The 13,959-nt window shown below is 68.2% G+C and carries 11 protein-coding genes; 4 read left to right on the top strand and 7 right to left on the bottom strand.

What is annotated here, in order from left to right:
- Nucleotides 1-217: 217 nt before the first annotated feature.
- A complete protein-coding gene (locus DBV10_RS21510; protein WP_124515598.1) occupies nt 218-751 on the top strand; it encodes an EF-hand domain-containing protein in 534 nt (177 codons plus the stop codon).
- A gap of 168 nt (nt 752-919) precedes the next feature.
- Here DBV10_RS21510 and DBV10_RS21505 read toward each other — a convergent pair whose 3' ends face one another.
- The 4 genes from DBV10_RS21505 to DBV10_RS21490 form a co-directional block, all read right to left on the bottom strand.
- The gene (locus DBV10_RS21505; protein ID WP_255424859.1) at nt 920-2,563 is read right to left on the bottom strand and encodes a DHA2 family efflux MFS transporter permease subunit; all 1,644 of its coding nucleotides are present in this window, start codon (nt 2,561-2,563) and stop codon (nt 920-922) included.
- A gap of 12 nt (nt 2,564-2,575) precedes the next feature.
- On the bottom strand, nt 2,576-3,934 hold the full coding sequence (locus tag DBV10_RS21500; RefSeq protein ID WP_124515597.1) for an HlyD family efflux transporter periplasmic adaptor subunit: 1,359 nt from the start codon (nt 3,932-3,934) through the stop codon (nt 2,576-2,578).
- A gap of 151 nt (nt 3,935-4,085) precedes the next feature.
- Nucleotides 4,086-5,552, bottom strand: a complete 1,467-nt coding sequence (locus DBV10_RS21495) for an efflux transporter outer membrane subunit (RefSeq protein WP_233590012.1) — start codon at nt 5,550-5,552, stop codon at nt 4,086-4,088.
- Between the two features lie 77 nt (nt 5,553-5,629).
- Nucleotides 5,630-6,136 carry a MarR family winged helix-turn-helix transcriptional regulator gene (locus tag DBV10_RS21490; protein ID WP_124515595.1) on the bottom strand — a complete coding sequence of 169 codons (507 nt, stop codon included), beginning with the start codon at nt 6,134-6,136 and terminating at the stop codon, nt 5,630-5,632.
- Between the two features lie 211 nt (nt 6,137-6,347).
- Between DBV10_RS21490 and DBV10_RS21485 the strand changes: the two genes are divergently transcribed.
- A complete protein-coding gene (locus DBV10_RS21485) occupies nt 6,348-7,298 on the top strand; it encodes a ketopantoate reductase family protein (protein ID WP_124515594.1) in 951 nt (316 codons plus the stop codon).
- A 19-nt stretch (nt 7,299-7,317) separates the two neighbouring features.
- Here the strand turns inward: DBV10_RS21485 and metE are convergent, their stop codons facing one another.
- Nucleotides 7,318-9,723: a 5-methyltetrahydropteroyltriglutamate--homocysteine S-methyltransferase gene (metE, locus tag DBV10_RS21480; RefSeq protein WP_124515593.1), complete on the bottom strand. Its 2,406-nt coding sequence runs from the start codon at nt 9,721-9,723 to the stop codon at nt 7,318-7,320.
- A gap of 108 nt (nt 9,724-9,831) precedes the next feature.
- Between metE and DBV10_RS21475 the strand changes: the two genes are divergently transcribed.
- Both DBV10_RS21475 and DBV10_RS21470 read left to right on the top strand, forming a co-directional pair.
- Nucleotides 9,832-10,770 (top strand): LysR family transcriptional regulator, encoded by a 939-nt coding sequence (locus tag DBV10_RS21475; RefSeq protein ID WP_124515592.1) that lies wholly within the window; start codon nt 9,832-9,834, stop codon nt 10,768-10,770.
- 138 nt (nt 10,771-10,908) lie between these two features.
- Entirely contained in the window at nt 10,909-12,198 is a 1,290-nt protein-coding gene (locus DBV10_RS21470; protein ID WP_124515591.1) for a M20/M25/M40 family metallo-hydrolase, read from the top strand.
- Between the two features lie 39 nt (nt 12,199-12,237).
- On the opposite strand, the gene DBV10_RS21465 is transcribed toward DBV10_RS21470, so the two are convergent.
- Nucleotides 12,238-13,197, bottom strand: coding sequence for a 2-hydroxyacid dehydrogenase (locus tag DBV10_RS21465; RefSeq protein ID WP_124515590.1), 960 nt, complete (start codon nt 13,195-13,197; stop codon nt 12,238-12,240).
- 106 nt (nt 13,198-13,303) lie between these two features.
- Nucleotides 13,304-13,765: a nuclear transport factor 2 family protein gene (locus DBV10_RS21460; RefSeq protein WP_124515589.1), complete on the bottom strand. Its 462-nt coding sequence runs from the start codon at nt 13,763-13,765 to the stop codon at nt 13,304-13,306.
- Nucleotides 13,766-13,959: the final 194 nt, after the last annotated feature.

The following is a 13,959-nucleotide window of genomic DNA, read 5'->3' as shown; positions in this document are numbered from 1 at the left end:
TCTTCTTGGCGAAGTAGGCTGGCATCGCGCAGCAGGCGTCGATTCAGCCAATGCCATGTTCCGTGGGTGGTCATGCATTGATGTAGGGGGCAAAGCGCTGGTTTATCTGCCAACCCTTGGTGAAATAGCCGTGTAACCTGAACTTACTGGGCGACATGGTGACTGCTGATGGCTGGATTTCAGTGGGCTGGGATGTCGCCACGAGGAGTTCTTAGCGATGTCCCCTCTCATTTCCGGTCTTGCATCCGTAGCCTCGCTGCTTTTTAACGCCGCGTCGGGCAGTTCGGCCAAATCTGCCGCATCACGGCGCAGCCAGGATGCCGCCGAGGTGCAACCCTCGGCCGTGGTCACGCTCAGCCCGCAGGCCGAGGCGTTGGCAGGCTTTGCCAGCAAAGGTATTTTGGCGCCACAGGGCAAGCTGGACGGTGCGCTGGGGGCGATGCCGCGCGGAGGCGCTGTCTCTACGCAGGACTTCAAGGAACTGCTCACTCGGTTTGGTGCGGATGATGCCCAGAAGGAGCAGATCACTGCGGGCTTCGATGCCAACCAGGACGGCAGCATCTCGCACGAAGAGTTTCTCCAAGGATTGGCCAGCACATCCATGGCCCGGCAGGGCACAGCGGAGTTGTCGCAGGCCGTGCTGCAGGTGATGGACCAGGGAGGCAACGCAGATGGCGTTGTGAGCCAGAAGGAGTTTGCGGCGCTGGCCACGGCGTTTGCCCGCGCAGAGCGGCGCGTGGGGGCGGCCTGACGGAGATGGATGGATGGTCAGGTTTTCAGAACGAAAAAAGCGGCCGCAGGGGCCGCTTTGGTTTTTGGGGGGGTTGGTTCCCGCATGCGGCCAGCCCGGGTAGGCTGGCAGGTTATTCAAAAATGATAGCTGCTAGCGCTTATCCATCAAGCGCTAGTGCCATTTTTCTTAATGTGCCCCACCCGCGTCCACAGCCCCACCCCCTGTGGCTCTTGGAGGGCGCTTGGTCAGCCAGATCAGCCCGATCAGCAGCAGGAACAGACCCGCGGACCCCAGGAAGATGTCGTTGGCCGCGCGTGTAAAGGCCTGCTGGTCGATCAGCCGGTTCACCTGCGCCAGCGCCTGCAACTGCGTCAGGCCCGAGGCGGTCAGGCTGTCCAGCGTTTGCGCGACCACGCCCTGGCCCTGCACCAGCCCTTCGGTCAGGTGGGCGTGGTGCATGGCGGCGCGGCTTTCCCACAGCGTGGTGGCGATGGACGTGCCCATGGCCCCGGCGGTGATGCGCACGAAGTTGGACAGGCCCGCTGCGGCCGGAATGCGCTCCGGCGTCACACCCGCCAGCGTGAGCGTGGTCAGTGGGATGAAGAAAAACGCCATGGCCGCGCCCTGCAGCAGGGTGGGGATCAGGATGTGGATGAAGTCGGTCTGCACCGTGAACTGCGAGCGCATCCACAGCACCGTGCTGAACACGATGAACGCGCCCGTGGCCATGCGGCGCGGGTCCCACTGGCCCACCTTTTTACCCACCAGCGGCGTGAGCAAAATGGCGAACACGCCCACCGGCGCCAGCGCCATGCCGGCCGAGGTGGCGGTGTAGCCCATCCACTGCTGCAGCCACAGCGGCAGCAGCACCACGTTGCCGAAGAACAGCGCATAGGCCACCGACAGCGCCAGCACGCCAAAGGTGAAGTTGCGGCCCTTGAAGAGCTTCAGGTCCACCACCGGGTGCTTCTCGGTCAGCTCCCACACCAGAAAGACGGCGAAGGCCACCACGGCGACCACGGCCATGGTGATGATCTCGCCCGAGGCGAACCAGTCCAGCTCCTTGCCCTTGTCGAGCATGAGCTGCAGCGCGCCCACCCACAGCACCAGCAGCGAGAGGCCCACGGTGTCGATGGGCAGCTTGCGGATCGGCGTCTCGCGCTTGCGGTAGATGCCCCAGGTGAGCAGGCCGGCGAGCAGGCCCACCGGCACGTTGATATAGAAGATCCAGGGCCAGGCAATGTTATCGGTGATCCAGCCACCCAGCAACGGCCCGACCACGGGCGCCACCAGCGTGGTCACCCCCCACAGCGCCAGCGCCGTGCCGGCCAGCGCCCGAGGGTAGCTGGCGAGCAGCAGGGTTTGCGACAGCGGGATCATGGGCCCGGCCACCAGGCCCTGCAGCACGCGGAAGAACACCAGCATCTCCAGCGATGAGGCAAAGCCGCACAGCCAGGAGGTGAGCACGAAGAGCAGCACGCTCATGGTGAACAGGCGCACCGCGCCGAAGCGCTGCGTGAGCCAGCCGGTGAGCGGCACCGAGATCGCATTGGCCACACCAAAGCTGGTGATGACCCAGGTGCCCTGGCCGGGGCTTACGCCCAGGTCACCGGCAATGGCGGGGATGGAGACGTTGGCGATGGACGAGTCCAGCACGTTCATGAACGTGGCCAGCGACAGCGACAGCGTGCCCAGCAGCAGGGCCGTGCCCTGCAGCGGTGGATAGGACGCCGGCGGGCCCGACGGAGCTGCAGGCGGCGATGCAGCAGGGGCCGCTGGCGCGGCGGGGGCCTGGCCTGCGGTGTCTGCGGTGGGATTGGCGGCAGTCATGCGAACCCCGGTTTACTGCACCGCTGGCGATTGCAGGGATGGCACGGGGGCCGTGGGCGCCGATGCATGTTTCTCGGCGCGGGGCACGGTGGCGGCCGTGGCCTGTGCCGGTGTCTTGGCCACGGCAGCACCGGCCGCGCCCAGCTTGGGCGATGCCAGCGCCACGGCGGCCTTGCGGCCCAGGTTGGCGGCAATGATCTGTGCCACTTCATCGTCGGCGGCCTTGAATTGCTGGTCGAACACCGCCGTGGCGGCCACGGGGGTGGAGCGCTGTGTGTCGGCCAGGGTCTTGCCGCTTTGGTCGGCCGTGTCCACCTTCACTTCCATCGACAGGCCCACGCGCAGGGGGTGCTCGGTCACCTGCTTGGGGTCCAGCGCGATGCGCACGGGCACGCGCTGCACCACCTTGATCCAGTTGCCGGTGGCGTTCTGCGCGGGCAGCAGCGCAAAGGCTGCGCCGGTGCCGGCGCCCAGGCCGCTCACGGTGCCGTGGTAGGTGACCTGGGTGCCGTACACGTCGGCCACCAGCTCGGCGGGTTGGCCGATGCGCAGGCTCTGCAGCTGGCTTTCCTTGAAGTTCGCGTCCACCCACAGGTCGTTCAGTGCGACCAGCGTCATCAGCGGCGCGCCGGCCTGCACGCGCTGGCCCACCTGCACGCCGCGCTTGGCCACGTGGCCGTCGAGCGGTGCCACCAGCTGTGCGCGCTGCACGGCCAGATAGGCCTCGCGCACGCGGGCCGATGCGCGCTGCACATTGGGGTGCTGCTCGATCGAGGTGCCTTCGGTCTGCGTCTGGCTGGCGGCCAGTTGCTCCTGCGCGGCCACCACGGCCGACTGGGCGGCGGCCACCGTGCTCTTGGCGGCGGTCAGCTGAGCGGTGGCGTGCTGGAATTCTTCCTTGCCCACGGCGCCGCTGGCCATCAGGGGGGTGCGGCGGTTCACGTCGTCCTGGGCGCGGGCGGCATCGGCCTGGGCGCGGGCCAGGTCGGCGCTGCGCAGGCTGACCTGGGCCTTGAGCGTGGCGTTGTTGGCAAACAGCGTGCGCACTTCGCGCACCGTTTGCGCGAGCTGCGCCTCGGCCTGCTCCAGGGCCACGCGGGCGTCGGCGGGGTCGAGCTTGACCAGCAGCTGGCCGGCCTTGACGTAGTCGGTGTCGTCCGCGCCGATGGAGACGACGGTGCCGCCAATCTGCGGCGTGATCTGCACCACGTTGCCCGCCACGTAGGCGTTGTCGGTGGTCTCGACGTGGCGGCCGTTGGCCCAGTGCCAGCCGCCCCAGCCGATGGCGGCGATTGCCACGGCGGCGGCAATGATCGTGAGGCCCCGGCGGCGGGCGGTGTTGGCTTCGGTGGCGGTGAGAGGTTCGCTCATGGCAGTGGTCTTTCGGGAATGTGTTGTTGTTCGGTTTTTTTACCCCCCCCCGTTCGGGCTGAGCTTTTCGAAGCTCTGCGCGGCGCTTCGACAGGCTCAGCGTGAACGGTGGGAGGGGGGCGTGAAGGGGAGACTTGGCGGCCTTCTGTTTTTATCGGGCCGCGGTCTGCAGCGTCGCCGTTTCGTCGGTCCATCCGCCGCCCAGGGCCTTCATGAGTACGAGGCGGGTGTCGAGCTGGCGGGCACGCAGGTCCACGGCCAGGCGGCGCTGGGCCAGCACCTGGCTTTCGGTGGAGAGCACGACCAGGTAGTTGCCCAGGCCCGCGCGGTAGCGCTCCTGCGCGAAGCGGTAGGCCTTCTCGGCGCTGGTGGCGGCTTCGTCCTGCAGGGCCTGCTGGCGCGTGAGCGATTGCACGGACGCCATGGCGTCGCCGGCTTCCTTCACCGCGTCGAGCACGGCGCCGTTGTACTGGGCGATGGCCGCATCGAGTTCGGCCTGGCGGCCGCCCAGCTGCGCGCGCAGCCGGCCGCCGTCGAAGAGGGGCAGGCGCAGGGCCGGGGTCACGCCCATCTGGCGCGAGCCGGTGTTGAACAGATGGTCCAGGCCCAGCGCGTTCAGGCCGATGAAGGCGCCGATGTTGATGTTGGGATAGAACTCGCTCCTGGCGCTGTTCACGCCCTCTGTGGCGGCTTCCACGCGCCAGCGTGCGGCCACCACGTCGGGGCGGCGGCCCAGCAGGTCGGCGCCCAGGGTGTCGGGCACGGCGGCTGGCTGCAGGCGCGCGAGTTGGGGCGCCAGTGTGGGAAGCGCATCCGGCGCCTGGCCGCTGAGCACGGCGATCTGGCGGCGCGCCAGGGTGATCTGTTCATGAAGCGCCTCGATCTGGGTGCGGGCATCGGGCACGGCGGCCTGGGCCTGGGTCAGCTCGACCTGGCTGTCCAGGCCCGCGGTCACGCGCTCCTGCGTGAGGCGTTGCTGCTCCTGGCGCTGTTCCAGCGCGCGCACGGCCACATCGCGCTGGGCCAGCAGCCGGGCCAGCGCCACATAGCTGCGGCTTACCTGGGCGGCCAGCGTGTTGGCGGCGGCGGCGGCATCGGCCTGCGCGGCGCGGGCCTGGCCCAGGGCGGCCTGCAGTTCGGCCGCGTGCTGGCCAAAGAAGTCGGGCGACCACGACAGCGTGGCCTGCACCGTGCCGCTGTTGTAGGTGTTGCCTGCCACCGGGGCCGGCACCAGGCCGTGTGCGGTGTAGCGCTGGCGGGTCAGGTCCACGCCCAGGTTGGCCTGCGGGCCGTTGGCGGCCTCGCGCACTTGCGAGATCGCCACGGCCTGCTCCAGCCGGGCGCGGCTCACGGCCAGGCTGGGGTTGCCCTGCAGGGCTTTGTCGACCAGGGCGTCGAGCTGTTCATCGCCCAGGGCCTTCCACCACTGGCTGGGGGCGGCGGTGTCGCTGAGGGTGGTGGATGTGTTCAGGCCGGCGGCTGCGGGTGTGGTCTGTGCGAGCGGCGTGTGCGGCGCGCCGGGGCTGGCGCAGCCGACCAGCACCAGGGCAGCGGCCAGGGCCGACACCGCGAAGTGGGCCGCAAACGCTGTGCGGGTGGCTGCACGGGTGGGGGGCAGGGGAGCAGTGGAATTCACAAAGTTCTCCAGAATGGTTTTGGGGTGTTGTGTGGAGGAAAACGGTGCGTGGTGTGGGCTCAGGCGGCGTCCGGGCCCCGCTGCTGGCGCAGCGCCTCGCCATTGGCAAGCATGCGGCGCAGCAGGCTCAGCAGCAGTTGCCACTCGTCGTGGCTGAAGTCGCTCAGGTGGCCATTGAGCACCTCGGCCAGCACGGGCGGCACGCGGGCGGCCGCCTGGTCCCCTTCGGGGGTGAGCGCCAGGCGCACCACGCGGCGGTCGGTGGTGGAGCGCTCGCGCACCACCAGGCCCTTGGCCTCCAGCCGGTCGAGCGCGCGGGTCATGGAGGCCGGGTCGGTCTCCAGGTCGCGCGCCAGGCTGGCCACCGTGGTCTGGTCGCACAGCGAAATCTTGAACAGCGGCAGCCACTGCGCATAGGTGAGGTCGTGCGTGGACAACTGGGTATCGGCCTGCGTGCGGATCGAGGTCATCACCTTGCGCATCAGGTAGCCCACGCTTTGCTGGGGGTCCAGATGGCTGGGGTTGTAGAAACCCGGGGCGGAAGGTGGGGAGGATCGGGATGTCATGGGGGTGGAATTTAATTGACTAGACAATGATTGTCTTTGCAATGTTTGAATAGCCAACTTTTCATCAGGGTTTCTACGGGCGCATGCCATGCGGCTGAAGGCCTGGCGCCGAGCGGGGGCGAAGGGCTTTGGCTGCCGGGGGCGCCAATCCACCGCCCGATATAGTGGTGCGCCACCTTCTATGTCCTTGATCTGCAGGAGCCCTCTCGCCATGAACATCCGCATCTCCAGTGCCGCCGCCAATGCATCGCCTTTGTTGCGTGTCGCTGTCATGGGTGCGGGGGCCGTGGGCTGCTATTACGGCGCGCTGCTGGCCCGGGCTGGGCATGCGGTGGCGCTGATCGGCCGGCCCGCCCACGTGCAGGCCATCCGCCAGCAGGGCTTGCGTTTGCAGACGGATGTACTGGATGTGCAGGTGCCCCTCGCCGCCAGCACCGAGGCCAGCGCGGTGGCGGGGGCCGATGTGGTGCTGTTCAGCGTGAAGTCGTCCGATTCGGAAGAGGCGGCCCGGCAGATCCGCCCGCACCTGGCGCCGGGGGCGCTGGTGCTGACACTGCAGAACGGGGTGGACAACGACGAGCGGGTGCGCGCGGTGCTGGACGCCGGCACGCCCGTGGCCGCCGCCGTGGTCTATGTGGCCACGGCGATGGCCGGGCCGGGCCATGTGCGGCACCATGGCCGGGGCGAGCTGGTGATTGCACCCTCGCCGCGCAGCGAGGCCGTGGCACGGCAGTTTGCGGCTGCCGGCATCCCCACCCAGATTTCGGACAACGTGCGCGGCGCACTGTGGGCCAAGCTGGTGCTCAACTGCGCCTACAACGCGCTCTCGGCCTTGTCCCAACAACCCTATGGCCCGCTGGTGCAACAGCCGGGCGTGACGGATGTGATCGCCGACACGGTGGCCGAATGCCTGGCCGTGGCCCGGGCCGACGGTGTGCGCATCCCCGGCGACGTGGATGCGGCCGTGCGCGGTATCGCGGCGACCATGCCGGGGCAGTTGTCCTCTACCGCGCAGGACCTGGCGCGCGGCAAGCCCAGCGAGATCGACCATCTCAACGGCTATGTGGTCCGGCGCGGCGCGGCCCTGGGTGTGCCCACGCCGCTGAACCGGGCGTTGCAGGTGCTGGTCAAGCTGGCCGAGGCACGGGGCGTGGCCGGTTGACTCACACCGTCTCCGCCTTTCAGGCCAGCGCTTCTTCTTCCTGCAGCAGCACCCGCACCTCCTGCGCCGCCTGCACCATGTGGCGCAATGCGGCCTCGGTCTCGGGCCAGCCCCGGGTCTTGAGGCCGCAGTCGGGGTTCACCCAGAGGTTCTCCACTGGCACGACCTCGGCCGCCTTGTGCAGCAGGGCCGTCATCTCCTGCACGCTGGGCACGCGGGGCGAGTGGATGTCGTACACGCCGGGGCCGATCTCGTTGGGGTATTTGAAGCCGCCCGCGCGGCCCGGGGCGCTGCCGCCAAACGCCTGCAGCAGCTCCATGTCCGAGCGGCTGGTTTCGATGGTGATCACGTCGGCGTCCATGGCCGCGATCTCGGGCAGGATGTCGTTGAACTCGCTGTAGCACATGTGGGTGTGGATCTGCGTCTCGTTGCGCACGCCGCTTGCGCTGATGCGAAACGACCGCGTGGCGCGCTGCAGGTAGGGCTTCCAGCCGGCGCGGCGCAGGGGCAGGCCTTCGCGGATGGCGGGCTCGTCGATCTGGATGATGGCGATGCCGGCGGCTTCCAGGTCGCACACCTCGTCGCGGATCGCCCAGGCGATCTGGTCGGCCGTGGTGGCACGCGGCTGGTCGTCGCGCACAAAGCTCCACTGCAGGATGGTGATAGGGCCGGTGAGCATGCCCTTCATGGGTTTGGCGGTCAGGCTTTGGGCGTATTGCGTCCAGGCCACCGTCATGGGCGCGGGGCGAGCCACGTCGCCGTAGATGACGGGCGGCTTCACGCAGCGCGAGCCGTAGCTTTGCACCCAGCCGTTGGCGGTGAAGGCGAAGCCGTCGAGCTGTTCGCCAAAGTACTCCACCATGTCGTTGCGCTCGGCCTCGCCATGCACCAGCACGTCGATGCCCAGCGCTTCCTGCTTGCGCACGGCCAGTTCGATCTCGGCCTGCATCTTCTGCTGGTAGTGCGCCGCATCCAGCGCGCCGCGCTTGAAGGCCGCGCGGGCGGCTCGGATCTCGGCCGTCTGCGGGAAGGAGCCGATGGTGGTGGTGGGCAGCAGCGGCAGCTTCAGCCGCTGGCGTTGGGCCTGCTGGCGCGCAGGGAACGCGCTGGTGCGCTGGTCGGCCCCGGGCGCGGCGGCGGCCAGGCGTGCAGCCACGGTGGCGCGGTGCACGCGGGGGCTGCTGCGGCGCGCAGCAATGGCGGTGCGTGCGGCCAGCAGGGCCCCGGCTGCGGCGGCTGCGCCCTGGCCCAGGGCGGTGGCCAGCAGGTTCAGCTCATCGAGCTTTTCAACGGCGAAGGCCAGCCAGGACTTCACCTCCGCATCGAGCTTGTTCTCTGCCTGCAGGCTGAAAGGCACATGCAGCAGCGAGCACGAGGGCGCCAGCCACAGCGCGCCCTGGTGCTTGTCGGCCACGGGGGCGAGGCACGCCAGGGCCGCGTCCAGGTCGGTGCGCCAGATGTTGCGCCCGTCCACGATGCCCACCGACAGCACCTTGTGAGAGGGCAGCCAGTCGGTCACGCCCACCAGCTCTTCGGGGGCGCGCACGGCGTCCACATGCAAGCCGGCCACGGGCAGCTGGCAGGCCAGGCGCAGGTTCTCGGCCAGGGGGGAGAAGTAGGTGGCCAGCAGCAACTTGGGGGCACTGCGTGCCAGTTGCCAGTAGCTGGGCTCGAAGGCATGGCGCCAGGCGTCGGGCAGGTCCAGGCCGAGGATGGGCTCGTCGATCTGCACCCACTCCACGCCCTGCGCCTTCAGGCGGGCCAGCACCGCTTCGTACACGGGCAACAGCTGCGCGAGCAGGCTGAACCGGTCGAAACCCGCCTCCTTGGCCTTGCCCAGCCACAAAAAGCTCAGCGGCCCCAGCAGCACGGCCTTGACCTTGTGGCCCAGGGCCTGCGCCTCGGCCACCTCGTCGAACAGGCGTTCGCTGGCCAGGTGGAACTGGGTGTGGGCGCTGAACTCGGGCACGAGGTAGTGGTAGTTGGTGTCGAACCACTTGGTCATTTCCAGCGCGGGCTGGCCCTCGGTGGCGTGGGCTGCGGTGCAGCCGGCGCTGCAGCCCGGGTGGTCGTGCGCAGCGCGGGCCGACACCCCCCGTGCCATGGCGAAGTAGCGCGCCAGCTCCGGCGTGGTGCCGTCAAACGCAAAGCGCGCGGGCTCGCAGCCCAGCAGCTGGATGTGGTTGGCCACATGGTCGTACAGCGCGAAGTCCCCCACCGTGACAAAGCCCAGGCCCGCATCGGCCTGGGCCTGCCAGTGCACTTGGCGCAGTTGGGCGGCGGTGTCTTGCAAATCAGCGGCGCTGGAATCGCCACGCCAGAAGGATTCGAGCGCGAACTTCAGCTCGCGCTGCGCCCCCATGCGTGGGAAACCCAGGGTGTGGGTGAGCACGGGGCGTTGGGCGGGCACAGGGGCGAACGGCATGGCGGTTTCCTTCTTCTCGATGGAGCAAAACAATGAAGGCACCGATGGTCGCGCGCGCTCGTTTATTATTCAAACGAAAGTTTTTGCGAATCAACTTGAAAATTGGTAATGATTCAGTCCATCCTCGAAATCCGCCACCTGCGCACCCTGGTGGCGCTGCGCGACAGCGGCAGCCTGGTGCGGGCGGCACAGTTGCTCAACCTCACGCAGTCCGCGCTGTCGCACCAGATCAAGCTGCTGGAAGATCGCCACGGCACGCCGCTGTTCGAACGCAAATCGGTGCCGCCGCAGTTCAGCGCCGTGGGTGAGCGGCTGCTGGCCCTGGCCGACCTGGTGTTGCCCCAGGTGGAGGCGGCCGAGCGCGATGTGGCGCGGCTGGTGCTGGGGCAGGGCGGCCAGTTGCGCATCGCCGTGGAATGCCACACCTGCTTTGACTGGCTGATGCCCGCCATGGACGCTTTTCGCACCCGCTGGCCCGAGGTGGAGCTGGACATCGTGAGCGGTTTTCATGCCGACCCCGTGGGCCTGCTGCACCAGGGCCGGGCCGACCTGGCCATCGTGTCGGAGCTGGATGCGGACGAGGCCGGCGTGGACTACCACCCGCTGTTCGGCTTCGAGATCCGTGCGCTGTTGGCCAACACGCACCCGCTGGTGGCCAGGCCCTACCTTGTGGCGAAGGACTTTGCCGACCAGACCGTCATCACCTACCCGGTACCCGACGAGATGCTGGATTTGATCCGCCAGGTGCTGGAGCCCGCCGGCGTGCGCCCGCCCCGGCGCACCACCGAGCTCACCGTGGCCATGCTGCAGCTGGTGGCCAGCGGGCGTGGCGTGGCGGCGCTGCCGCTGTGGGCGGTGCAGGGTTACCTGGACCGGGGCTATGTCACGGCCCGGCCGATTGCCGCGACGCCGGGGGCGCAAGGCCTGATGGGCGAACTGCATGCCGCCTGCCTGCCGCAGGTGTCGGCCAAGCCTTATCTGCAGGACTTTGTGAGCGTGATCCGCGAGACCAGTTTTGTCACCCTCAAGGGGGTGACGCTGTTGTGATCGTTGGCGAGGGTGACACGCCCTAGGCTGTCGGGCGGTTTGGCATGTCTGTTGCAAAAAAGAAAGATTGGTGAAATTTGTGTTTCATGAATTCATAATCATGCTTCCCAATTTCCACCGCTGATGCAGCCCACGCCCATGCCCCACATGACCACAGCCCCTTCCCTGATCCGCCCCCTGATCGCCTCCCTGTCGCTGGCCTTTGCCGCCGCCCTGGCCCAGGCCGCGCCCGTGGCCGAGGTGCATGCCCTGGCCCAGAAAGAGCAGCAGCCCCTGCTGGATACCTTGCGCGACCTGGTGCACATCGAGTCGGGCAGCAAGGACATCGAAGGCCTGAACCAGATCGCCGAGCGCATCGCCAGCCAGCTCAAGCAACTGGGTGGCACGGTGGACGTGCTGCAGACCAGCGACATCTACCGCCTGGACGACACGCCCGAGAAGGTGGGCCCCGCCGTGCAGGCCGTGTTCAAGGGCACGGGCCGCCAGAAGATCATGCTCATCGCGCACATGGACACGGTGTACCTCAAGGGCATGCTCAAGGGCCAGCCTTTCCGCATTGACGGCGACAAGGCCTATGGCCTGGGCATTTCGGACGACAAGCAGGGCATTGCGCTCATCATCCACACCGTGGCCCTGCTGCAGAAGCTCAACTTCAAGGACTACGGCACGCTCACCGTGCTGATCAACGGCGACGAGGAAATCAGCTCGCCCGGCTGGCGCAGCACCATCACCCGCGTGGCGGCCGAGCAGGACGTGGTGCTCTCGTTCGAAGGCGGCGGCACCGACGGCACCCTGCGCCTGGCCACCAGCGGCATCGGCGCGGCCTACCTCACGGTGCAGGGCAAGGCCTCGCACGCGGGCGCCAAGCCCGAGGACGGCGTGAACGCGCTGTACGAGCTGTCGCACCAGCTGCTGCAGATGAAGGACCTGTCGAAGAACGAAGAGGGCCTCAAGCTCAACTGGACCGTGTCCAAGTCCGGCACCAACCGCAACGTGATCCCGGCCGAGGCCACGGCCCAGGCCGATGCCCGCGCGCTCAAGGTGGCCGACTTCGACGGCCTGGAGAAGGCGCTGCAGGAAAAGGTCAAGGCCAAGCTGCTGCCGGCCTCCAAGGTGGACGTGAAGTTCGAGGTGCGCCGCCCGCCGCTCGAAGCCAGCACAGCATCGCGCCGCGTGGCCGGCTACGGCAAGGTCATCTACCAGGAGCTGGGCCTGCCGCTGAATGTGGTGGAGAAGGCCACGGGCGGCGGCACCGATGCAGCCTTTGCCGCGCTCAAGACCAAGGGCGCGGTGGTGGAGGGCATGGGCCTGTCGGGCTACGGCGCCCACTCCAACGACGCCGAGTACGTGCAGATCAACACCATCGTGCCGCGCCTGTACCTGGCCACGCGCATGATCATGGACATTTCCCGCGATAAGGTGAAGTGACCTGACCGGCCCCAGCGCCGTGCCGCCGCCGGCCGGCGCTCAGGTCCCGGGGACTTTCACGCGCACGCTGCCGGTGGCGTAGAACGACTCCAGGTTCTCCAGCACCAGGTCGGCCATCGCGCGGCGGGTTTCGTGCGTGGCGCTGGCGGTGTGGGGGGTGAGCACCACGTTGTCCAGCGCCATCAGCGCCGCGGGCACCTGGGGTTCGTCTTCAAAGACATCCAGGCCGGCGCCCGCGATGCGGTGGTCCGCAAGTGCCTCGGCCAGGGCTGCTTCATCCACCACGCTGCCGCGTGCCACGTTGATGAGAAAACCCTGGGGGCCCAGCGCGTCGAGCACTGCGCGGTCCACCATGTGCCGCGTGGCGGGGCCGCCGGCGACGGTGAGCACGAGGTAGTCCGCCCAGCGGGCCAGGGCCACCAGCGACTCGAAATACGGCAACGCCGCATCCGGTGCCGGCCGGCGGTTGTGGTAGCCCACCTCCATGCGAAAGCCACTGGCGCGTTCGGCCACGGCCTGGCCGATGCGGCCCATACCCACGATGCCCAGGCGTTTGCCCGAAACCCGGCTGCCCAGGGCGAAACGGCCCTGGGTCCAGGCGCCGCGCCGCACGAAGCGGTCGCTGGCGGCCACGCCGCGCGACACACCCAGCATCAGCGCAAAAGCCATGTCGGCCACGCAGTCGTCGAGCACGCCGGGCGTGTAGCCCACCTGCGCGCCACGCGCCTTCGCGGCGCCGATGTCCAGCGCATCGAATCCCACGCCAAAGCTGCTGATCACCTGGAGGTGGGGCAGCGCGGCAATGACATCCCCTGTGAGCCCGATGGACGCGGTGGTGACCACGCCGCTGAACTGCGCACCCTGCGCCGCCAAAAAGGCCTGCGGGTCGGCCTGGTCCGCCAGACAGGTCACCTGGTAGCGCGCGGCCAGTTCGGTTTCGAGGGCGGGCAAGGGCAGGCGGCCGATTTGCAGAATGTGGTGCAGGGCGGTGTTGGTCATGGAGTCAGAAAGCTAGCGCGGTGGCCGGGATCGATGCCAAAAGGAATGGGCTGATGGTGGCAGAAAAGGAAAAGGGCCGCAGTCGCGGCCCTGGAGATTTGTGCGCTCAGGTTGCCACGCGCACGGCCTGGCGGGCCAGCAGCTTCCAGCTGCCGCCCTGTTGCTGCCAGACGCCCAGGATCTTGATCTGCACCTTGCCGGGTTTTCCCGAGTCGTTGGTGTCGGCCGTGAGCGTGTGGCGCACGATGGCGGAGTTGCCCACGATCTTGATGGTCTGGTCGGTGATGGCAATGGTGACGAAGTCGGACTTGCCGTTGACCAGGTCGCCAATGAAGCTGTCCTTGGTGTCCACGCGGCCGCCCGAATGGCCGTAGCTCAGGTCATCGGCCACGAGCTGGGCGAGAGCCGCCGGCGTGGGGTCGATCATGGCCACGCGCAGGCGTTCGGCGGCAGCGGCCACGGCCTGTTCGGCCGAAACCGAGGGCGCGGCGGACATGTTGCTTGCGCAGCCTGCGAGGGCTGCGGCGGCCACCACGGCGGCCGTGGCGAGAACGAGTTTCCTGAACATCTTGTCTGTCTCCGTTGTTGTGTGTGATCGTTGACGAGAGTGAAAGAAAGGGCGTGCCACAGCAGCACCACGCGTCCGTGCACGGCCAGGCGCGTGGTGGGTTTCTGTCAGGGCGCAGGCCGCGCTTACTGCGGCCCGAGCTTGTCGATCAGCGCCTTGAGTTCTTGCATCTCATGGGGCTTGAGGTCCGTGAG

This window comes from Acidovorax sp. FJL06 (genome assembly GCF_003852545.1).
GTDB lineage: Bacteria > Pseudomonadota > Gammaproteobacteria > Burkholderiales > Burkholderiaceae_C > Acidovorax.
This window is presented reverse-complemented; position numbering and strand designations above follow the sequence as displayed.

Coding starts and splice junctions, on each gene's coding strand:
- DBV10_RS21460 (WP_124515589.1), bottom strand. CDS start 13,765: ATGTTCAGGAAACTCGTTCTCGCCACGGCCGCCGTGGTGGCCGCCGCA.
- DBV10_RS21465 (WP_124515590.1), bottom strand. CDS start 13,197: ATGACCAACACCGCCCTGCACCACATTCTGCAAATCGGCCGCCTGCCC.
- DBV10_RS21470 (WP_124515591.1), top strand. CDS start 10,909: ATGCCCCACATGACCACAGCCCCTTCCCTGATCCGCCCCCTGATCGCC.
- DBV10_RS21490 (WP_124515595.1), bottom strand. CDS start 6,136: ATGACATCCCGATCCTCCCCACCTTCCGCCCCGGGTTTCTACAACCCC.
- DBV10_RS21475 (WP_124515592.1), top strand. CDS start 9,832: ATGATTCAGTCCATCCTCGAAATCCGCCACCTGCGCACCCTGGTGGCG.
- DBV10_RS21500 (WP_124515597.1), bottom strand. CDS start 3,934: ATGAGCGAACCTCTCACCGCCACCGAAGCCAACACCGCCCGCCGCCGG.
- DBV10_RS21510 (WP_124515598.1), top strand. CDS start 218: ATGTCCCCTCTCATTTCCGGTCTTGCATCCGTAGCCTCGCTGCTTTTT.
- DBV10_RS21485 (WP_124515594.1), top strand. CDS start 6,348: ATGAACATCCGCATCTCCAGTGCCGCCGCCAATGCATCGCCTTTGTTG.
- DBV10_RS21505 (WP_255424859.1), bottom strand. CDS start 2,563: ATGACTGCCGCCAATCCCACCGCAGACACCGCAGGCCAGGCCCCCGCC.
- metE (WP_124515593.1), bottom strand. CDS start 9,723: ATGCCGTTCGCCCCTGTGCCCGCCCAACGCCCCGTGCTCACCCACACC.